Source organism: Zhaonella formicivorans (genome assembly GCF_004353525.1).
Taxonomy (GTDB): domain Bacteria; phylum Bacillota; class DUOV01; order DUOV01; family Zhaonellaceae; genus Zhaonella; species Zhaonella formicivorans.
The window spans coordinates 1,091,495-1,111,587 of record NZ_CP085524.1; the positions used below are offsets into that span (position 1 = coordinate 1,091,495).

Below are 20,093 nucleotides of genomic sequence, written 5' to 3' on the forward strand. Positions count from 1 at the left end.
TTACCACTTCAAGATATCAAAATCGTCGACGCTGGTAGAAAGACGTTCACGGTAAATATTCAACACCAATGCCAACCCTACCGCAACTTCTGCGGCAGCTACGACGATTACAAAGATGGCAAAAACGTGACCCGTTACATTCTGCGGAGCCAGAAATTTATTAAATGCCACCAGATTGATATTTACTGCATTAAGCATTAGTTCAACGCCCATTAAAACAGCGACAGCATTTTTCTTAGCCAATGCGCCGTAGAGGCCAATGGAAAATAAGCAAGCTGCCAAGATCAGGTAATGCTCTAAAGAAACCATTAATGCCCTTTCACTCCTTTCGCCAGGATTATGGCTCCAACCATAGCCACTAACAAGAGGATGGCTGCGATTTCAAAAGGAATCACAAACTGGCCAAGCATGGCTTCTGCAATGGGGCCAACAGTATTTTGCGGGCCGGTAGTGTTTACCACAAAATCACTGGCCAAAATCAAGCGTTCGATCAGTAAAAACAGTCCCAAACAAAGCAAAGCACCAGCCCATTTGTAATTGTTAAAAAGGTTGCTTTGTTTCATGTCTCCTTTGCGGGTTAACATCACCGCAAAAACAAGCAGAATTGAAACAGCCCCGGCATAAACCAGAATTTGTACCAGAGCAAGAAAATCCGCTTCCAGGAACAAAAATACTATGGCAATACCCACAAAAGTTAAAATCAAATACAGCGCGCTGTGCACTATATTTTTTAAGGTTACCACCGCTAAGGCACAAGCCAGCACAGCTGCTGCCAAGAGCCAAAAAAGCGCAGGCGAAACCATTTTATCCTCCCCCCAACTCTTCAAGGTGCTTATTCGCTTTTTTTCTCCTCCACTGCCGGAGGGTTGTTAGCGAGCGTTAAAACCATTCCATCCCTGCTGTAGCAGCTTAGTTCAAAATCATCGGTAAACTTTAAGGCACTGCTCGGGCAGCTTTCCACACACAAACCGCAAAAGAGGCAATACATCAACTCCATCCGGAATCCTGATAAATGGCGTTTCTTATTTTCATCCCGGAAAGATTCCACGGAAATGACGTTGTTGGGACAGCTGAGGGCGCATGTACCGCAGGCACTGCATTTTTCTGTGTTTAATTTAAAAGAACCGTGAGATCTAGGAGGTAACTTGGGACGTCGCTCGGGATATTGTTCTGTAATCGCTTTACCAAAAAAATGCCTAAAAGTAACCCGCAAACCTTTCAACAAACCTTCTCCGTACATTTATTTTCACCCCCCTAAAACAATTCAAAAATTTTAATGCCAACACCTGTTACCAAAATGTTTAAGAGGGAAACAGGCAGCAGGAATTTCCAATTGAAGGCCATCATGTGATCGAGCCTTACCCGCGGAAAAGTCCAGCGCACCCACATATATAACAAAATCATGATATAGACCTTAATCACAAACCATAACCAGGAAGGCAGCCATGGTCCGCTGGCGCCGCCCAGGAACAAGGTAGCCGCCAGGGCGGAAACAGCAATCATATTGGCGTATTCAGCCAGGAAAAACAAGGCATACCGCATACCACTGTATTCCGTATAAGGGCCTGCAATAATCTCTTGCTCCCCTTCCGGCAAATCAAAAGGAGCCCGGTTTAATTCCGCTGTGGAAGCAATAAAATAGACTAGAAAAGCTACAGGCTGCAAAACTATGAACCAGACATCTTTCTGAGCAGCCATAATGTCCGACATTTTTAATGAACCGGTCAGCATCACTACCCCTAGCAAAGAAAAAACCATTGGGATTTCATAGCTTACCATTTGCGCCACAACACGCATGCCGCCTAATAAAGAATACTTGTTGTTAGAACCCCAGCCAGCCATTAAAAAAGCAAGGGTTGAAGTTGAAGCAATGGCAATAAAATAGAACACTCCCAGGTTTAAGTCAGCGGCAATCATGTTCTTGCCAAAAGGAATAACGGCATAAATCATCAAGGCAGGTACCATTACCACCAAAGAAGCAATCTTAAATACCCATTTGTCGGCCGCTAACGGGATAATATCTTCCTTCCCCAAAAGTTTAACCACGTCTGCTGTGGTTTGCAGAAGTCCCCGCGGGCCAAGCCGGTTTGGTCCCAAACGCTGCTGGACATAGCCGGAAAATTTTCGTTCAAGGTATACTAAATACAACACATTGAGCAAAACAAAGAGAACCACACCTACGAAATAAATCAAGCTCATGGCTAGATCGACTACAAAAGCCGGTATACCCAAAGAACTAATCCAGGCCTGGAGTCCCGCAGATATATTTATAAAAAATTTCTCCATATTTCTCTCCCCTAGACCTAAAGTTTTTACCTGTCAACTTCTCCCAACACTGGATCAAGAGAAGCTAAAATAGCTACTGCATCCTGCATGGTGCCTCCCCGTGCCATTTCAGGATAAGCACCGATGTTTACAAAAGAAGGGCCGTGAATATGCAGCCTATACGGCTTGTTGGAGCCATCGCTTACTAGGTAATAACCAAGAATCCCTTTGGAACCTTCAATTTGGTGGTAGATTTCACCAACAGGCGGACGCAGTACCTTAGGTACTTTAGCCATAACTGGACCATCCGGCAAATCGCGGGCAGCCTGCGCAATAATTTTTAAGCTTTCCTCAACTTCACCAATACGCATCATCCAGCGCTCAAAGCAGTCACCTTTAGTGCCAACCACCACTTTAAAATCAAAACGGTCATAGATACCATAGGGAGCATCTCGGCGCAAATCAAAATCAATGCCTGAAGCCCTTAAGTTAGGGCCTGTCAAACCATAAGCGAGAGCCCTTTCGCCGCTAATGATGCCCACATCTTTCGTTCTCGCCTGAAATATTTCATTGCCCGTCACTATTTGGTCATATTCCTCCATACTTCTAGGCATATCGGCTAAAAACTGCTGCAACTGAGGCAAAAATTCCTCCGGTATATCCTCGCTTACACCTCCAACCCGCATATAACTGGTTGTTAGCCTTGAACCACAAGTCATTTCAAATAAATCCAGGATCTTTTCCCGATCACGGAAAAAATACATCCATGGAGTGAAGCCGTTTAAATCAAGCGCCATGCTGCCCAAATATACCATGTGACTGGCTATGCGCTGCAGCTCTGCCATAATAATCCGTAAATACTCGGCTCTTTCCGGCACCTCAACACCCATCAGTGTTTCCACTGCCTGGACATAACCTAACTCATTCAGCATGCCTGACATATAGTCCATCCGGTCGGTATACGGGATAAACTGAGTGTAGGTACGGGACTCAGCGATTTTCTCCATGCCACGGTGTAAGTAGCCGATTACATTTTCGACGTTCACTACATGTTCGCCATCCAATGTTAAAACAGCCCTGTAAACTCCGTGAGTACTGGGATGCTGTGGTCCCATGTTAATGGTCAATTCTTCCGTATGCAAATTCTTTTCCTGTAAAGACACTAAATGCACCCCCTCTTGCCGGAATCTATTTGCGTCTTGTTTCCAGTTTAAAATCTTTGCGCAACGGATGTCCTTCGAACTCATCAGGACATAAAATGCGCTGCAAATTGGGGTGTCCTACAAATTTAACCCCCATTAAATCATACGCTTCCCTTTCCTGCACATTGGCCGCCGGCCAAAGATCAACCAGGGACGGAATTTCAGGATTTAGTTTGTCTAATTCAACTTTAATCCGTAGCAGGCCGAAATGCTCCAAAGACATCAAGTGGTAAACAACGCAGATGGAATCTTGCTCTTCGACTGCAGTCAGATCGGCTAAATAAGCAAATCCGCTTTCTTTCAACATATTGATAATCGCAAGAAAATCTTTTACTTTGACTTTTATCGCCGGTTGGGACCCTTCTAAAACTTCAACCGAGTCCGGATATGCAAATTGCAGCGCGGCAACCGCTTCTTGGATATCTTCAAACCTTTTAGCCATGGATTTTCACCACTTTCGGGTTGATAACCTTTTTCTTTAAGGTCAATAAACCATGCAGCAACGCCTCGGGACGGGGCGGACAGCCTGGAACATAGACATCAACCGGCAAAAAGGCATCTGCTCCCGGGACAACATTGTATGAATCGACAAAAGGTCCCCCGCTTATAGCGCAACTACCCATAGCAATCACCCATTTAGGCTCCGCCATTTGATCGTAGATTCTTTTTACCAAGGGAGCCATTTTATCAGTAATTGTGCCAGCAACGATCATTAAATCGGCCTGGCGGGGCGAGGGCCGAAAAACCTCATAGCCAAAACGGGAGATATCATACCGCGCCCCTCCGGCTGCCATCATCTCAATCGCACAACAAGCCAAACCGAAAGTGACCGGCCAAAAAGAATGGGCTCTACAATAATCAAGCAGTTGATCCAACTTGGCTAAGATGATATTTTTTTCTACAAGGGCCTCTAATGCCTTATCTTCAGATTTTGCCTTATTTACTTCCACTCTAAGGCTCCCTCCTTCCATGCATACCATAAACCAATAACCAGGATCCCAATGAAAATAATCATTTCTACAAAGGCAAACCATTCTAACACCCGGAACTTAACTGCCCATGGATACAAAAACACGGTTTCCACATCAAACACCAGGAATACCAAAGCATACATGAAATAACTGATTTTAAATCTGATCCAGGTCGGCCCGCTGGTTTCCAGGCCGCACTCATAAGTGGCCAGCTTTTCAGGACTTGGGCGCTTTGGCCTTACAATCCAGGCGGTAGCTAAGACTATTATTCCGAATAGGAAGGCAACGATCATAAAAACACCTACTGTAGAAAACTCCTTGAGCATTCTCACACCCCCTTTAGTTAGTGAAATAACATGCAAGCCAATGACTTGCACCCGCTTAAATTAAGTTAACCAGTTATTCTATTCGCCATAATATCGAAATCACCTGCAAAAATAACAAGAATTGGAATTTTCCAAATTTAATAAACTTATAATCCCTATTAATTTTATCAATACTCTTTTTTTGTCGACAAGAGTAATCGTTTAAGATGACTTAACAAACAATTCAAACTTAAAAGCAAAAAGCCGCCCCTTGCTAGGGCAGCTTCTGTTCGTAAACTTCATTGCAGCAAATCCGGGGGCTTGAATGGTCATCTTAACTTCTAAGTTGTGCTGTCAACCTCTTCACCTGCAGGCAAAATGCTTCCAATTTGGCAAGAGCAAGCTGTGTAAATTGGTTGCCGTCGCTCTCCAGCGCCAAAAAAGGTAGAGAGGTCATTTGTTCCATGCGCTCTCCCACTGCGCCTCTATTGGTAATAATTTCCTTTTTCAGCCTGGTCAACCCTTTATTTAAAATTGCTTCCGCTATTCTGTTGGGCATACACCCAAAAGGACCTATTGCGATTACCCCTTCCACTTCATCCAGTAGTTCCGTTACCGCTCCACCCACTGTTAAAATTGCTTCCCCTGTCAGGGTCGGTGCAATAGCTCCTTGAACATTAGCAATGCTCTTTTCCACATTTACAGGATGAGGAGAGCAGAGCCCGCTTCTGGCCAGGATATTTTTGATTCTTTTTTCTTCATACCGCTGGATCTGGTTTTTGCAGTTAATTTTAGCCTTAGTTACCCAATCGGTCCGTTGTGTCAAGCCCTTTTTCAACAGGTAATCACAGTAATACAACCATTCGCTGATCGGAGCGATTCTCAAAATAATGTCTTTTTCCGCCAGCTTATGTTCCAAATACTGTCGTGAAAAAGCATCTTTGCGCACATAGATCTCGCCTACCAGCAAGACCTGGCTTGTTTGTTCCAGCTTGCCCCGTAGAGGCAGCATTGCCAAAACCGTGGCAGCTCTTTCCAGCACCTTAATAACTTGATGCCAGGGCTCCCTTTCCAGGCTGTTTAAAATCATCTCCTTTACCTGCCGAAAACATTCCAGAGCTTCGCTGCGGTTAAGCGCTAATACTAAAAGGGAGTTACGAATCTCATCCAGCACATCACCAATGACCGCCGCCCGCCATGCCCTTAAAACAAAACTGGTGGGCAAACCGGCGTAGCCGTTGGCCGAGGATAAAGAGATAAGGGCTACATTCTCAATCCCTACTTTAACCAACAGTTTTTCGATGGCAACGTTGTATTGCCCGAAACGGCAAGGCCCGGAAGTTGTCGGCATAAAAAAAGCTGTTATTTCCTGCTTGTCTTTTTTTGCAGCCAAATACCTTTTTAAACTTCCCAACGTGAGTAATAAAGGCAGGCATTCCTTACAAGAAGTATATTTTTTCCCCTCTTTCAAGTCAGCTTCCCCCGGGGGAGCCAAACTTAAGGCCTGAATGCCGAAGCAGCGAAATGTGGCGGCTAAAGCTTCCGAGCTATATTCACCCATAGAGGGGATTACAACCTTCACCCTGGGATCGCGCAAGCTAAAAATTTGCCCGTGAGATGCCTGAATGCTAAATTTACCATCGTGCAAGCAGCTTTTTGCGAGTATAGCTGCCGGTGACGTTCCTTTTTGCTCCGCTGGTCGCTTGGAACTTTCCCTGTAACTCCGGATCACATCTAAAAAGGCCTCTATTCTGGTATCAATACCTGCATCAGCCGTATGATTATCCAGTTCCAAGGTTAAGGAAGGTTTCTTGCCAAAAATCTCTCGGACGTAACCTGTTAAAAAAGAATCTGGACCGCAGCTGAAGTTGGTAATATACGCAGCAAATAGTTGAGGGTGTTTGTCCACCAGCCGGGCACTTTTTAACAGCATCTGCCCAACAGACCAGTACATCCGCTCTTCCACCGGCTCCCTTTCCCAGGGCAGAAAATCATAAGGTATCACCTTGTAACCCCGGGAAGCAAATTTAGCCGGAATACCCAAGTTAGCGGTTTGGGTAAAAGCGTTGTAAGGCCGTCCGAAAATGACAATGGCAATCTGGTCGGGATCCCGTTCCAATTCCTGCATAAAACGGGAACCTATACTTTTTATTTCGGCAAAAAAGGCCTGCTGGGCTTCCCACGCCCGTTGAAAAGCTTCCAAACTCTTCTGTTTGTTAAATCCCAGATTTTTTCCCACCTTGACAAATTCATGGCTGACAGCCTGCATCCCTCTGCTGAAATCTAAAACCGGACTGATCATGTTTCCCGCAATTTCCGGAAAAGTGGTTTTTAAGTAATAAGGTTCCCCTTGCGCAAAAGGACAGGTAACGCTGTCAGCAGCCCCATTTTCCACAGCCAGCCCTTTGACCTGAGGAAAAAAATAATAGTCCACGCCAGCATCAATTAAGCTTTTACAAAACCCATGGGCTAATTCTGCAGGGTAACAAAAAGCTGCCCCTTTCTGTTCCTGCCCCTCTGGGGAACAAAATTGGGCCAAAACAGGGCTGCATCCTAGGTTTTTAAAAAAATGATAATACAATGGGTAATAAGTATGGCTGAAAAATGATTTACTGATGCCAATTCTAATACCTTTTAATTTAGGAACATCAATTTCTGACTGCTGTTCGAAGACAAGCTTTTCCCTTCTGGCCACCAGATTTAATTCTTTAATATTATAAGAAATGTTCCTCTGTAGATTATTGTACTTGTTGCAAGCTCCGCCGAAGGGATATTTTCTGCCTGCAATCTCAATCAGGTTGATGCTGCATTTGCGGTCGCAGCTTTCCTTTTGGCCCCGGCAAATAAAAGGTTGATGGTAAATTACATCCCTGGATGCCAGCTCCAGCAGGTTAAAAATCTTTTCTTTTATAATACCTGATTCCAGCCTGCTTTTAACTTCCAGCGCCACCCCGAAAGCACCCATCAGCCCTGGCTCAGGGGGCACAATAATTTCTTTGTCTAGCAGCGCTGCCATAGCCAAGGGCACAGCTTTGTTATAACATACACCGCCTTGCATAAAAATTTTTTTGCCCGTTAACCTGGTACCTTTTACCCTGTTAATGTAGTTTTGACAAATGGAATAAACCAGGCCGGCAGCAATGTCATTGCCGGAAATCCCTTCATGAATGGCATTTTTAATGTCACTGGAAATAAAAGCTGCACATTGGTCACTGAAATTAGGGGGGGTGGCAGCTTGTAATGCCGCATCCGCTATTTCCGCTGTTTCAATTTGCAGAGATTCTTTGGCAGCTTCTTCCAAAAAAGAACCTGTTCCTGCGGAACAAGCTTCATTCATCGCATAATCACATGGCACTTGGTTCTCCAGATAAGTATATTTGGCATCTTGTCCGCCGATTTCTAAAATTGTGTCGACATTTGGATCGAAATAAACTGCAGCCCTGGCATGGGCAATGATCTCATTAATAACGCAGTCGGTTAAAGCGTGCAACCCAGCAATCTGCCTTCCTGAACCGGTTACCCCTAATCCGATTATTTTGATATCTTCAGGCACCTGTTCCGACAAAGCGGCATAACACTTTTTGGAAGCGCCCACTGGATCTCCGTTGGTCCTCAAATATACTTTGGCTGCAATTAACCCATCGGATTCTCTGAGCAAAACAGCTTTAGTAGTTGTAGAACCCACATCCAAGCCTAACAGGCAGCGCTCGCCTCTCTTAAGAGTCACCTCCGCCATCTGCTTAAAGGAGACCATATTGCTAAAACTTGACAAGGGAGGGAGGAAAGCAAAGGAATGCCGTTCCATTTTGAATAGCTGGCGCTTACTTAAAGGCAGTGTAGGATGGTCCCGGGCGTAGAGAGCAGCGCCTAACGCTTCAAAACAAGTGGCTTCAGTGGGAATATAGACCTCATCCAGCTCCTGCCTCAGGAATTGGACCATGGCGCTATTTTGCGCACAGCCCCCAACCAAAACAATCCGGCGTGCTTTTGCCAGATTAGCCAGTTCAGTGATTTTGGCGCTCATCATTTTGCACAGCCCGGCCACAACTTTCTCTTTTGCTTCCCCTTTATTTAAGGCATGGGTGCAATCACTTTTGCAAAATACCGAGCAGCGGCCTGCTACTTTATAGGGCTCTGCTCCATGAGCCAGTTTAATTGCCTCTTCCAGCCCCATGCCCATTCTTTTGACCTGTTGAATAAAAAATTCTCCCGTACCGGAAGCACATTTATTTCCGCTCAAAACATTGTTTATCACGCCATTTTGGAGCTGATAAATCAGAAATGTTTCACCACCCGCACTGACAATAGCATCATAATCGCCAGAAAGATTTAAGTACGAATAAGCAAGTTCTGTAGCTTCCGGCTCAGAAATTGTGCTTAAATTTAAATAATCCTTAAATCTCCTTCCAGTTACGGCAATCCCCTGCATTTCCTCAGGACAGTGCTCCAGCACCGCTTCTACTGTTTTACGCGGGTTTCCTTCATGAGGTCGGATTATGACCTTCCTAATTTTACATTCAGGCTCATGCTCCGCTAAGACAAAGCTTACATTAGAAGCTCCAATACATAAACCGACTGTAAGCATCCTTCTCTTCTCCTTTTCTGCCCTGCAAATATTTTATTGACCTCTTATGTCCTGGACAAATGCTAATGCCAAAGCTCATAAAAGTTGTTCCATACTCTCTTCCAAGTAGAAAAGGCTTCATTTTGAGAAGCCTTTCTACAATGCATTTGTTAAGAAGGCCGTGCGATGCAGCGGACACGGGCCAAATTCCCGTAAGGCTTGGTAGTGTTCTTTTGTGCCATAGCCTTTGTTGTGATCAAACCCATAAAAAGGATAGGTTTTGCTGACACTTTGCATCACTTTATCCCTTTCGACCTTGGCTAAAATCGAAGCAGCAGCAATGCAAGCACACTTTGCATCTCCCCCTACAACCGTAGTCACCTGGAATTTACTTTCTGGAAAGCTTGTCCCATCAACAAGAACGTGGTCGGGTCTGACCGGCAAGTTTTGTAATGCCCTCAACATCGCCAAATGAGAGGCCCTTAGAATATTCAAATTATTGATTTCCTCAACGGAAGCAGAAGCAACACACCAAGCAATCGCCTTCTGCCTAATCTCCGCAGCCAGTTCTCCCCTGACACCAGGTGACAGCTTTTTGGAATCATTTAATCCCTTTAAATATAATCTGAAAGGCAAAATTACCGCAGCCGCATATACTGGGCCTGCTAAGGGGCCACGCCCTACTTCATCTACCCCCGCGACCAACTTTTGCTCAAAATCAGGACTTGTTTCCAATGCATATAACTCTTGAACCCTGAGTCGCTCTTTATTTTCTTTTTCCCTCTTCTGTAAATACCTGCGGTAAAGATTTTGCACGCTAGCGCGGGAGTCTTCAGCCAACTGTCGGAGAAATTCTGCAGAGATTTCCTGTTCACATTTTAACAGTCTCTCAATTTCGGTAACATTAAGCTTGCTATACAAAATCGAACACCTACTAACTAGAGAATTTGCCAGCTTATGAAAAATTATACGGCAGTTTGCAAGAATTGTAAATTTACTCAAATGCACCTGTCTCCCTGGAAAATATATGTTGCATAAAGAAAATATTAACTATAATGTAAAATCTGCCTGCGTAAATCTACACAACGTGGCCCTCTTTAAAACCAACTTTGCGGAAGTTAAAAAAGCTTTAGCTGCTGCTAAAGAAGCTCTAAAATAAACACCTAAAGAATTGAGGTCAGGAATAATCCTGACCTCAATTCTTGCCTTCACTAACTTTTTCTAAAGTAATTCGTCCTAGCTTCCCCTGACGAAAATCCTGAAGCAACATCAACGCAGTCTTCTCAACTTCCACGATCCCTCCTGGCCCTAAAAGGCCGCGCCTTACTCCCAGTTCTTCCAGCAGCTTATGATTATCCTCCTTCAGCTCAGTTAGCTTATATCTATCTATTAGAGCGGCTGCATATTCCCTTTTCAACACCGCCAGCAATTTCACTGCAGCCTCAACTAAATCATAAACCTGATCGCTGATAGCACCAGTTATGGCCAGGTGGAAACCTACCTCCGGCTCCTCGAATTTTGGCCAAAGCAATCCGGGAGTGTCCAGCAACTCCAAGTTGGTCAAAACGCGGATCCATTGCTTGCCTTTAGTAATACCTGGCTTATCCCCGGTCCTGGCACTGCTTTTTTTTACTAAGCCATTGATCAAGGAAGATTTTCCCACGTTGGGAATACCAACCACGATTGCTCTCACTGGTCTCTTTAGCAGATATTTCCTTCTGCCCTGCATGAGTTTATCTTCTGCTAAAAGCTCGGCAGCTTTAACCACGTCTGCCATACCTTCTCTGCGGTTGGAATTAACAGCAAGGGCTTTAATCCCCAGGTTTGCAAAATAGGAAATCCATTCTCTGCTGGCCTTAGGATCAGCCAGATCCGCCTTATTTAGCACTGACAGGCGCGGTTTGGCCCCGATTAAATTATTTAGATCAGGATTGGCTGAACTCCTTGGAATGCGGGCATCCAGCACTTCAATCACAAGATCGATCAGCTTTAATTGTTCTGCGAGCATCCGTTTTGCCTTGGCCATATGGCCAGGATACCACTGCACCTGCACTTGCTTCACCTGCTACTTTATTGTCCCAAAACGGTTCAAGGGCCAGAAGATCAAAACAGCCTTGCCAATTATATAGTCACGCTGCAAAGTTCCCCAAAAGCGCGAGTCCTGGCTGTTGCTTCTATTATCCCCCATCATAAAATACGCATTCTTGGGGATTGTAATCGGCCCGTAGTCGGCAAGCGGTACATTAGGGGGCAAATACTCTTCCGGCGTAGGCCTGTCGTTGATATAAAGGGTACCATCCTTTATTTCCAAAGTCTCTCCGGGAAGACCAACAACCCTCTTAATATAATCCCGTTTTGGCTCCAAAGGGTATTTGAAAACAATAACATCACCGCGCTTAGGTTCGGAAAAACGGTAAGTTATTTTATTTACGATAATGCGATCGCCAATCATCAAAGTCGGTTCCATTGAACCTGATGGAATATAAAAAGGCTGAAAAAGAAAAATTCTAATTACAAAAGCTAAAATGACTGCAATCGCTATTGATTCTAACAATTCCGCAAATGTTGAACCCCTGTTTTTTCCCTCAAACATCTTTCGCCTCCGGCAACAATAGAGATTAAAAAAATAAGTTAAAAGCTTAACACTACTATATAAGCCAACAAAGGACTAGCATAGCCAGTCCTTCAACAACAATAAACTACATTCTGTCTTTAATTCTTGCAGCTTTACCGGTTCTTTCTCTTAGGTAATAAAGTTTTGCTCTTCTAACCTTACCTCTACGCAATACCTCAATTTTATCGATCCGTGGTGAATGCAGTGGAAAGGTTCTTTCCACTCCAACTCCATAGGATACCCTGCGTACAGTAAAGTTTTCCGTTAAGCCCCCGCCTTTTTTAGCAATAACTATTCCCTCAAAAGCCTGGATTCTTTCCTTATCACCTTCTACCACTTTAACATGTACACGGACAGTATCGCCCGGCTGGAAATCGGGAATATCGCTTTTTAACTGTTCCCGTTCAATGGCTTTGATTATTTCCATATCAGGTATTCCTCCTTCCGCTTATAATCTATGTAATTGCACACTCTTCCAAAAACACTAACACTGATTATAGCATACCAGACTTTTAAAAACAAGTTTTGGCAAGAAAAATCAATTGTAGCATTAACTGCCGTAGAATGTTATTCTGTTTTGTTGAGCAGTTCAAGGTCTTCAGCGCTTAATTGGGCTGACTTGAGCAAATCGGGCCTTCTTTTTTTAGTCCGCAGCAAAGACTGCTGCCTACGCCAAATCGAAATTTGACGATGATTTCCGGAGAGCAGTACCTCCGGCACTTGCCAACCGCGAAATTCCCTTGGCCTGGTATACTGGGGATATTCCAGGAGTCCATCTGAAAAAGAATCCTGTTCAGCTGAAGAATAGGTTCCCAACACTCCCGGCAAAAGCCTTGCCACAGCATCAATGACTACCATTGCAGGCAATTCTCCGCCGGTCAGTATATAGTCTCCAATGGAAAGCTCTTCATCCACCAGATGGTCCCGTACCCTTTCATCAACCCCCTCATAATGTCCGCAGATTAAAATCAAATGATCTAGCTCTGCCAGTTCTTCGGCTTTACGTTGGCTGAAAACCTCCCCCTGGGGGCAGAGCAAAATTGTTCTGGTTTTAGCTGACGGCACGCTCCCATGAACAGCTTCCCAGGCAGCAAAAATTGGCTCCGGTTTCATCACCATTCCCACACCGCCTCCGAAAGGATAATCATCGACTCTTTTATGTTTATCCTCGGAAAAAGAGCGGATGTCAACCGTATTAACAGTGATAATTCCTTTTTCCTGAGCTTTTTTTAAGATGCTTTCCTGCAGCGGTCCCTGAAACATGTTAGGGAAAATGGTCAGTACATCAATGCGCATACCGCTTCTCCTAATCATTTAGCCCGGGTGGAATTTCTACAATTATTCTGCCTTCCTCCAGGTTGATTTCTTTCACAAATTGTTTTAGGGCAGGTATAAGTGTTTCCTGACCATTTTCAGGGTGCCGCACATAGTAAACATCGTTGCTTCCTGTTGGTTTGATATCCTGAACGACTCCCAAAAACTCGTTGTCTACTGTTAACACGGTGAGGCCCAGCAATTGAAAAATGTAATAATGTCCTTCCGGCAAAGGCATCAGGTCCTGGGCTTTAATTTGCAACAACCCGCCTTTTAGCCGCTCGGCCTGGTTCATATTGGCAATTTCCTTAAAGCGCAAGATAATGAATTCTTTGTGGTAACGAACGTTTTCAATTGTTAGCCAGTAAAACTCATCATTCACTTGGCAGCCGACTGTCTCCAGCCGTTCAAAACGTTCAGGAAAATCTGTCAAAGGGTAGACCCTTACCTCTCCCAAATGGCCTTGAGTTGTAGTTATTTTACCAACAGTAATGAGTTGTTCAGCCAAGATTTAAAACCTCCACCACGAGGAGTTGGGTCAATCAATAAGGGGCTAGGATAGCCCCTTACTGGATAATTTCCACTGAAACGCGTTTACCTTCTTTAATAGCTGCTGCTTTAACAACAGCACGGATAGCGCGGGCAATACGACCTTGTTTACCAATTACCTTACCCATATCTTCGGGAGCAACTTTTAATTCCAGTACAGCGGATTTTTCCCCCTCAACAAGCTTAACTTCCACTTGGTCAGGATTATCCACCAGAGCCCTGGCAATAGTTTCTACCAGTTCCCTCATGCTAAAACCCCCTCTAAGGCTTAAGAACTTTTACTTGACGTTCTTGTTTTCAGCAAACTTTTGCCATACGCCAGCTTTCTTCAGTAAAGCCTTTACTGTATCAGAAGGCTGTGCACCGCTCCCTAACCATTTTATGGCTTTTTCTTCATTAATCTCAATAACTTCTGGCTCCTGAACAGGGTTGTAGTATCCAATTTCTTCAATAAAACGACCATCCCGAGGTGAACGGGAATCCGCCACAACCAGTCTATAAAAAGGAGCTTTTTTGGCACCCATTCTGCGTAATCTGATTTTAGTAGCCATTTACTTCACCTCCTTAAATTAATTGCCAACAATATGCATATTTATTCCCCTTATTTGAAAAAGGGAAAATTAAATCCACCTTTTTTGCTCTTTTTCTTTTGCTTTTTGACTTGGCTAGCCATGCCGCCAAACTGCCGCATTAATTTTTGGGCCTCGCTGAATTGTTTTAAAAGCCTGTTGACGCTTTGGACGCTTGTACCGCTTCCCGCGGCAATCCGGCGCTTTCTGCTGCCGTTTATTATATCGGGTTTGCGCCTTTCTTCCGGAGTCATAGATTTAATTATAGCTTCGGTATGAACTAGCTCTTTTTCATCTACCTGCAAATTCTTGAGCTGTTTGGCGCTTCCCAACCCCGGGAGCATGCTTAACAAATCTTCCAATGGCCCCATGGATTTCATTTGTTGTAATTGTTCCAGGAAATCTTCCAGGGTAAATTGCTGCTGCAGCAGCTTTTTTTCCATCTCCCGGGCCTTTTCTGCATCGAAACTTGCTTGCGCCTTTTCAATTAAAGTCAGGACATCACCCATGCCTAAAATTCTTGAAGCCATACGCTCCGGGTGAAATGGTTCCAGAGCATCCATTTTTTCTCCCATACCGGCAAACTTAATGGGGCATCCTGTCACCGCTTTAACAGAAAGCGCGGCTCCACCCCGGGTATCGCCGTCAAGCTTAGTCAGGATGACTCCGTCCAAACCTAACTGCACATTGAATGTTTCAGCTACATTTACTGCGTCTTGTCCTGTCATGGCATCAACTACCAGCAGGATTTCGTGGGGATGTACTTCTGACTTAATTGCTTGCAACTCAGCCATAAGCTCTTCGTTGATATGCAGCCGTCCGGCAGTATCTATAATTACTGTGTCGTTGCCGTAGCTTTTAGCATGTTCGACTGCGGCTTTTGCAATATCAACAGGGCTTTGCTTATCCCCCATGGTAAATACAGGTATGTTTAATTGCTGACCAAGTACCTGTAATTGTTTGATAGCCGCAGGACGGTAAATGTCTCCTGCAACCAGCAGCGGTCTTTTGCCCTGCTTGCGCAGCAAATTAGCCAACTTACCGCAGGTGGTAGTTTTCCCGGCACCTTGCAAGCCAACAAGCATGATGACGGTAGGAGGCCTGCCGGCAACAGTCAGCCTGCTTTGAGTTCCTCCCATTAACTGCGTTAGCTCATCATTGACAATTTTGATCACTTGCTGCGCCGGCGTTAAACTTTGCAGCACCTCTTGGCCCACAGCCCTTTCTTTAACTCGGGCTATGAAATCCTTGACCACCTTAAAATTAACATCAGCCTCCAAAAGAGCTAATCGTACTTCACGCATTGCCTCGTTGACGTCATTTTCGGAAAGTTTTCCTTTACCTTTTAGTTTTTTAAAAGTATCCTGGAGTTTTTCCGCTAAGCTGGAAAAGGCGGACATTCTAACCCTCCTAGTTTGTTACTCCTCAGCAAATGATAAGAGCTGTTGCATTAGTTCTTTTGCTTCTGTAATTTTACATGGATCTTTTCCGGCTGCTTCCAAAAGCACTATTGCCTTTTGAATAATTTCTTTTTCCTGTAGGTGCTTTTTTAAAATCCCCAACCTCTGTTCATATTCCTCGAGGGTGGTTTCTGCCCGCCGGATAATATCATGTACAGCCTGCCTGCTTATGCCGTACTCTTCTGCTATTTCCCCCAGGGATAAATCCTGATTGTAATATAATTCAATTATTTTTTGCTGCTTGGGAGTTAAGAGTTTACCGTAAAAATCATACAACCATGCCACACGGGCAATCTTTGGCAGCATAAATTTCTGCTCCTTGTAAAGTAATTTTCCTTTACAAGATTAAATATTACCTTATAAGGTATCCCGTGTCAAGAACGCATTGCTGCAGTTATAGTTATTCTCAGAAAAAAAAACAGCCTTCCGGCTGTCCAGACCGTCGACAAACTATTATTAGCACTCTAAAAATTGTAACCCTCTTGTACCGCTGCTCCGGGCTGACTTTGCCAAGAGCGCTGCCCTGCTCAGAGTTTAACTTCCAGCGGCACGCGGTGACGCGACGTACTATAGCTTCACCGCTCTCGCGGCGTCCGTGCCGCTCGTCCGCTTCCAGTCAAACTCTCCGCAGAGCGCTCTATGGCTTGTCATATGTCGCAGCTACAGACAAAGAGTTACAATTTTTGCATTTTTCTACAAGCTGAACAGCCTATCGGCTGCCGTCTTACGCTCCGCTGATTCTCTCTGCCCGCTCTTGTACTTGTTTGCAGATTTCCCTTACATCAAATCCTACCGGCTTACCGGAACGCACCAAAATATTGCCATCAACTATCACCGTATCTATGTCGGAGGACTGGGCCGAATATACTAGATGTGCTAATACATCATGCCGCGGGTAGAGATGAGGTTTGTCGAAATTGAATAAAATCACATCTGCCAGCATCCCCGGTTTTAGCATTCCTACTTTATCCTGCATGCCTAGAGCAGCAGCGCCGTTCTTTGTTGCCATTTCCAATGCTTGGTAGGAAGTAACCGTCGTGGGATCCATGGTATGGACTTTATGGAGCAGAGCAGCCGCACGCATTTCTTCCAGCATATCCAGGTTATTATTGCTCGAGGCACCATCGGTTCCCAGGGCTACCGGTATACCCGCGCAAAGCATGGCAGGCACGGGAGCTATGCCGCTGGCAAGTTTCATATTGCTTTCGGGGTTGTGGGCAACGCCCACACCTTTGTTTTTAAGAATTGCAATGTCACCCTCTGTGACATGAACACAATGAGCAGCCAAAGTGGGAAAACCGAAAATCCCCACCTCATCCAAGAGCTGCACAGGACTCTTACCGTATTGTTTATTAATCTGGGCAACTTCTACCGCTGTTTCTGCCACGTGAATATGAATTCCCACATCGTATTTTTCCGCCAGAGCCATAACCTTTTCCAAATAAGTCGGAGGACAAGTGTAGGGCGCATGAGGTCCTAACATCGTAGTAATCCTTCCGTTGGCTCTGTCTTGCCAGCTTTCCACAAATCTCTGGCTTTCTTCCAGAGCAAGTTCCGCATTTTCACCTATGCCGATCATTCCCCGGGATAAACAGGCACGGATACCGCTTTCCTCCACCGCTTTGGCCACATCATCCATAAAAAAATACATATCAGCAAAAGTTGTAGTCCCGGATAAAAGCATTTCCAAGATGCAGAGTTTGCTGCCCCAGTATACGTCTTCGCCTGTTAGTTTGGCTTCCAGCGGCCAAATTTTATCCTGGAGCCACTGCATAAGTGGCAAATCGTCAGCAAAGCTTCTGAGCAACGTCATGGCAGCATGGGTGTGGGCATTGATAAACCCCGGCAGAGCAACCATATTGCTGCCATCGATAATTACCTCAGCCGGCCAGTTTGGGTCGACACTGCCAACAGGCCCCACCGTTTTCAATAGATTACCTTCAATGGCAATTTCCCCTGTATAGTACAAATCACCGGGTTCATCCAAGCTTTTCACCATTGGTACTAGTGTGCAATTTTTAATCAGGATCCTGCTCATTTTTCTTCCCCCTGTTCAAAATTTTAAATATGCTTGTTAGCTCCGCTCCAGTTTTTCTGCCGGTCTCCTATCCTTCGCTTGCTCAGTACTTTTCACGCGAAAAGCGCTTCCACAAACTCGTGGGAATTGAAATCTTTTAAGTCATCAATTTTCTCACCTATGCCCACTAATTTTACCGGGATATCCAACTGCGAGGAAACCGCAATAATGACGCCACCCTTAGCCGTACCGTCAAGTTTTGTTAAAGCGATAGCTGTAACCCCTGTGGCTTCTCCAAATAATTTTGCCTGGGCTACAGCATTTTGACCAGTGGTTGCATCCAGTACCAACAGAACTTCGTGAGGCGCTCCAGGTAATTCCCTTTCTATAACTCTTCGAACCTTGCGAACTTCTTCCATTAAGTTCACTTTGTTATGCAGCCTGCCGGCCGTATCAATTAATACCACATCCACCTGTCGTGATTTGGCAGCTTGTATTCCATCAAAAGCCACAGCTGCTGGATCCGCCCCTTCTTGATGTTTAATCAACTCCGCGCCGACGCGGTTAGCCCATATTTCCAGCTGATCAATGGCTGCAGCTCGGAAAGTGTCACCCGCTACCAGCAGTACCTTTTTACCTTCCTGCTTCAGTTTATACGCTAATTTTCCAATAGTAGTTGTTTTGCCAACCCCATTTACCCCAACTACCATAATGACTGCCGGGCCTGGAGCGGGTAAGTTTAATGGCTCGCTATTCGAACCAAGCATGGCAGCAATTTCTTCTTTTAAAATCGCCTTCACTGCATCGGGAGTTTCAGCCTTATGTATTCTAGCTTTTTCCCGCAAATTATCCACTAATTTTATGGCTCCTTGGACGCCTACATCAGCTTGGATCAGCAGGGCTTCAAGCTCTTCATAAAAATCCTCATCCAACTTTTTATAGCCTGTTACCAGTTCGGTAACTTTATCAACAAGCCCTTGCCTGGTTTTAGCCAGTCCTTCTTTCAAACGGTCAATAAGTCCCATTAAACATACCTCCCATACAACAGCAAAGGTTAAGGATAGAACCTTAACCCCATGCAATATTTTACCACAGCTGTTATCTTATCTCAATTGTTTTGCATAAACCTGTATAATCCTGAGCAATACCAAATTTTCTATTGCGGATCTGCGCCTCTTCTTCAGGGGTCTTGGCAGTAAAAAACTGGAGATTCAAAATTTCGTCCTCGTCTGCCAGTTCAAAAAGTTGATCAGTAACTTCTATTACGGTGGCTCCCTGGATAGAGCCATCCTTATCATGCCCGATAGCAATGATTGGCCTGCCCCATGTGCCGGGACCGGCATGGGCATCCCCAATGTGCATCACACCGGTGCCACCCGGGTGAGTGTGAACTATCACTGCATTCTCCGGGACAAACTCGCTATAAATAGTTTTTAATGATTTCCCACTGATGTCTACACCGCTTGAGGCCAGCAATCTTGCAGGAACATAGCCAATGCCCCCATGAACTATTTTCCCATGAGGCAAAACTGTGCCATCCTCGGTGAGCAGCCCCAGCATTGCCACTTCCCTACCTTGACCGATTTCCATCGATTCAGCCACCAATGCATCAGCCAATTCTTTGCTGAGGGATTGAACTTTTAAGCGAGGCAAAGTCCAATCTTTTTTTGCCAAATTGCCGTTCACCGGAGGAGCCTCCGGTAAATCAACCACCTCCAGCGAGCGCCCCACTTCCAGGTAGCGCAACCCCAGCTCATTATTCTGGCGCAGGATTTCTTTTTCCTCTTCCATGGTTCTGGTCGTAAGGGTAGCTAAATTTAATTCTTCCGCATGGGTAGCTAAATTAAAATACCCTGCTTCCGGAAAGATAATGCCTACTCCCGCCAGGCCTTGGTTTTTGACCCCAATATTGACAATAGGCATGTTAAAAAAGTCTACCCCGGACACCTCGGTAATTAATCCGGTTTTTCCTGGTCGTGTACTTATAAACACAGTGTTTGCCGGAAGCTGCTCCAGGCATTCCAGCAAGGAATTGTGTTTAATATCCACCAGTTTGGAGAGTAAAATCCTTAACGGAATACCGCTTAAGCCGCCGTCAACCATTTCAGAGCAAGCGGAAATATATCCCTGTTCATCGACAAAGCCAAAGCAGCCTACATTTCGCCCTTGGCTGAGCTCGCTTGTCCGTTTTACCATGGAGTCTACAATATACCTGGCTATACCCTTAATCCGCATCTTTTCTCCTCCTGCAACACGTTTAACA

Annotated in this window: 22 protein-coding genes; all 22 read right to left on the reverse strand. The window is 44.9% G+C overall.

The window, feature by feature from the left end:
• Entirely contained in the window at nucleotides 1-309 is a 309-nt protein-coding gene (gene nuoK / locus EYS13_RS05365; protein ID WP_227766660.1) for an NADH-quinone oxidoreductase subunit NuoK, read from the reverse strand.
• A complete protein-coding gene (locus EYS13_RS05370) occupies nucleotides 309-803 on the reverse strand; it encodes an NADH-quinone oxidoreductase subunit J family protein (protein ID WP_227766662.1) in 495 nt (164 codons plus the stop codon). Before EYS13_RS05370 ends, nuoK begins: the two co-directional genes overlap by 1 nt.
• Before the next feature lie 29 nt (nucleotides 804-832).
• Nucleotides 833-1,240: a NuoI/complex I 23 kDa subunit family protein gene (locus tag EYS13_RS05375; protein WP_227766664.1), complete on the reverse strand. Its 408-nt coding sequence runs from the start codon at nucleotides 1,238-1,240 to the stop codon at nucleotides 833-835.
• A 14-nt stretch (nucleotides 1,241-1,254) separates the two neighbouring features.
• Nucleotides 1,255-2,286: an NADH-quinone oxidoreductase subunit NuoH gene (gene nuoH / locus EYS13_RS05380; RefSeq protein ID WP_227766666.1), complete on the reverse strand. Its 1,032-nt coding sequence runs from the start codon at nucleotides 2,284-2,286 to the stop codon at nucleotides 1,255-1,257.
• Nucleotides 2,287-2,312: 26 nt separating this feature from the next.
• Entirely contained in the window at nucleotides 2,313-3,428 is a 1,116-nt protein-coding gene (locus EYS13_RS05385; protein WP_227766668.1) for an NADH-quinone oxidoreductase subunit D, read from the reverse strand.
• A gap of 25 nt (nucleotides 3,429-3,453) precedes the next feature.
• Entirely contained in the window at nucleotides 3,454-3,909 is a 456-nt protein-coding gene (locus tag EYS13_RS05390) for an NADH-quinone oxidoreductase subunit C (protein ID WP_227766670.1), read from the reverse strand.
• Nucleotides 3,902-4,417 carry an NADH-quinone oxidoreductase subunit B gene (locus tag EYS13_RS05395; RefSeq protein WP_227766672.1) on the reverse strand — a complete coding sequence of 172 codons (516 nt, stop codon included), beginning with the start codon at nucleotides 4,415-4,417 and terminating at the stop codon, nucleotides 3,902-3,904. Before EYS13_RS05395 ends, EYS13_RS05390 begins: the two co-directional genes overlap by 8 nt.
• Nucleotides 4,408-4,764: an NADH-quinone oxidoreductase subunit A gene (locus EYS13_RS05400; RefSeq protein WP_227766674.1), complete on the reverse strand. Its 357-nt coding sequence runs from the start codon at nucleotides 4,762-4,764 to the stop codon at nucleotides 4,408-4,410. The genes EYS13_RS05395 and EYS13_RS05400 overlap by 10 nt, the downstream gene beginning before the upstream one ends.
• 313 nt (nucleotides 4,765-5,077) lie before the next feature.
• Complete coding sequence (locus tag EYS13_RS05405; RefSeq protein WP_227766676.1) at nucleotides 5,078-9,328, reverse strand: acyl-CoA dehydratase activase; 4,251 nt, start codon at nucleotides 9,326-9,328, stop codon at nucleotides 5,078-5,080.
• Between the two features lie 135 nt (nucleotides 9,329-9,463).
• On the reverse strand, nucleotides 9,464-10,228 hold the full coding sequence (gene rnhB / locus EYS13_RS05410) for a ribonuclease HII (protein ID WP_227766678.1): 765 nt from the start codon (nucleotides 10,226-10,228) through the stop codon (nucleotides 9,464-9,466).
• Nucleotides 10,229-10,502: 274 nt separating this feature from the next.
• Nucleotides 10,503-11,360 carry a ribosome biogenesis GTPase YlqF gene (gene ylqF / locus EYS13_RS05415; protein ID WP_227766680.1) on the reverse strand — a complete coding sequence of 286 codons (858 nt, stop codon included), beginning with the start codon at nucleotides 11,358-11,360 and terminating at the stop codon, nucleotides 10,503-10,505.
• A 12-nt stretch (nucleotides 11,361-11,372) separates the two neighbouring features.
• Nucleotides 11,373-11,900 carry a signal peptidase I gene (gene lepB, locus EYS13_RS05420; protein WP_227766682.1) on the reverse strand — a complete coding sequence of 176 codons (528 nt, stop codon included), beginning with the start codon at nucleotides 11,898-11,900 and terminating at the stop codon, nucleotides 11,373-11,375.
• Nucleotides 11,901-12,006: 106 nt separating this feature from the next.
• Entirely contained in the window at nucleotides 12,007-12,348 is a 342-nt protein-coding gene (gene rplS / locus EYS13_RS05425) for a 50S ribosomal protein L19 (protein WP_227766684.1), read from the reverse strand.
• A 140-nt stretch (nucleotides 12,349-12,488) separates the two neighbouring features.
• Entirely contained in the window at nucleotides 12,489-13,217 is a 729-nt protein-coding gene (gene trmD / locus EYS13_RS05430; RefSeq protein WP_227766685.1) for a tRNA (guanosine(37)-N1)-methyltransferase TrmD, read from the reverse strand.
• A gap of 10 nt (nucleotides 13,218-13,227) precedes the next feature.
• The gene (gene rimM, locus EYS13_RS05435) at nucleotides 13,228-13,743 is read right to left on the reverse strand and encodes a ribosome maturation factor RimM (protein ID WP_227766688.1); all 516 of its coding nucleotides are present in this window, start codon (nucleotides 13,741-13,743) and stop codon (nucleotides 13,228-13,230) included.
• Between the two features lie 58 nt (nucleotides 13,744-13,801).
• Nucleotides 13,802-14,032: a KH domain-containing protein gene (locus EYS13_RS05440; RefSeq protein WP_227766690.1), complete on the reverse strand. Its 231-nt coding sequence runs from the start codon at nucleotides 14,030-14,032 to the stop codon at nucleotides 13,802-13,804.
• Nucleotides 14,033-14,062: 30 nt separating this feature from the next.
• Entirely contained in the window at nucleotides 14,063-14,335 is a 273-nt protein-coding gene (gene rpsP / locus EYS13_RS05445) for a 30S ribosomal protein S16 (protein ID WP_227766692.1), read from the reverse strand.
• A gap of 50 nt (nucleotides 14,336-14,385) precedes the next feature.
• Nucleotides 14,386-15,753, reverse strand: a complete 1,368-nt coding sequence (gene ffh, locus EYS13_RS05450) for a signal recognition particle protein (protein ID WP_227766694.1) — start codon at nucleotides 15,751-15,753, stop codon at nucleotides 14,386-14,388.
• An 18-nt stretch (nucleotides 15,754-15,771) separates the two neighbouring features.
• Complete coding sequence (ylxM, locus tag EYS13_RS05455) at nucleotides 15,772-16,119, reverse strand: YlxM family DNA-binding protein (RefSeq protein WP_227766696.1); 348 nt, start codon at nucleotides 16,117-16,119, stop codon at nucleotides 15,772-15,774.
• Nucleotides 16,120-16,537: 418 nt separating this feature from the next.
• On the reverse strand, nucleotides 16,538-17,851 hold the full coding sequence (locus EYS13_RS05460; protein WP_227766699.1) for an amidohydrolase: 1,314 nt from the start codon (nucleotides 17,849-17,851) through the stop codon (nucleotides 16,538-16,540).
• Nucleotides 17,852-17,943: 92 nt separating this feature from the next.
• On the reverse strand, nucleotides 17,944-18,855 hold the full coding sequence (gene ftsY, locus EYS13_RS05465; RefSeq protein ID WP_227766701.1) for a signal recognition particle-docking protein FtsY: 912 nt from the start codon (nucleotides 18,853-18,855) through the stop codon (nucleotides 17,944-17,946).
• A 73-nt stretch (nucleotides 18,856-18,928) separates the two neighbouring features.
• Nucleotides 18,929-20,065, reverse strand: coding sequence for a hypothetical protein (locus EYS13_RS05470; protein WP_227766703.1), 1,137 nt, complete (start codon nucleotides 20,063-20,065; stop codon nucleotides 18,929-18,931).
• Nucleotides 20,066-20,093: the final 28 nt, after the last annotated feature.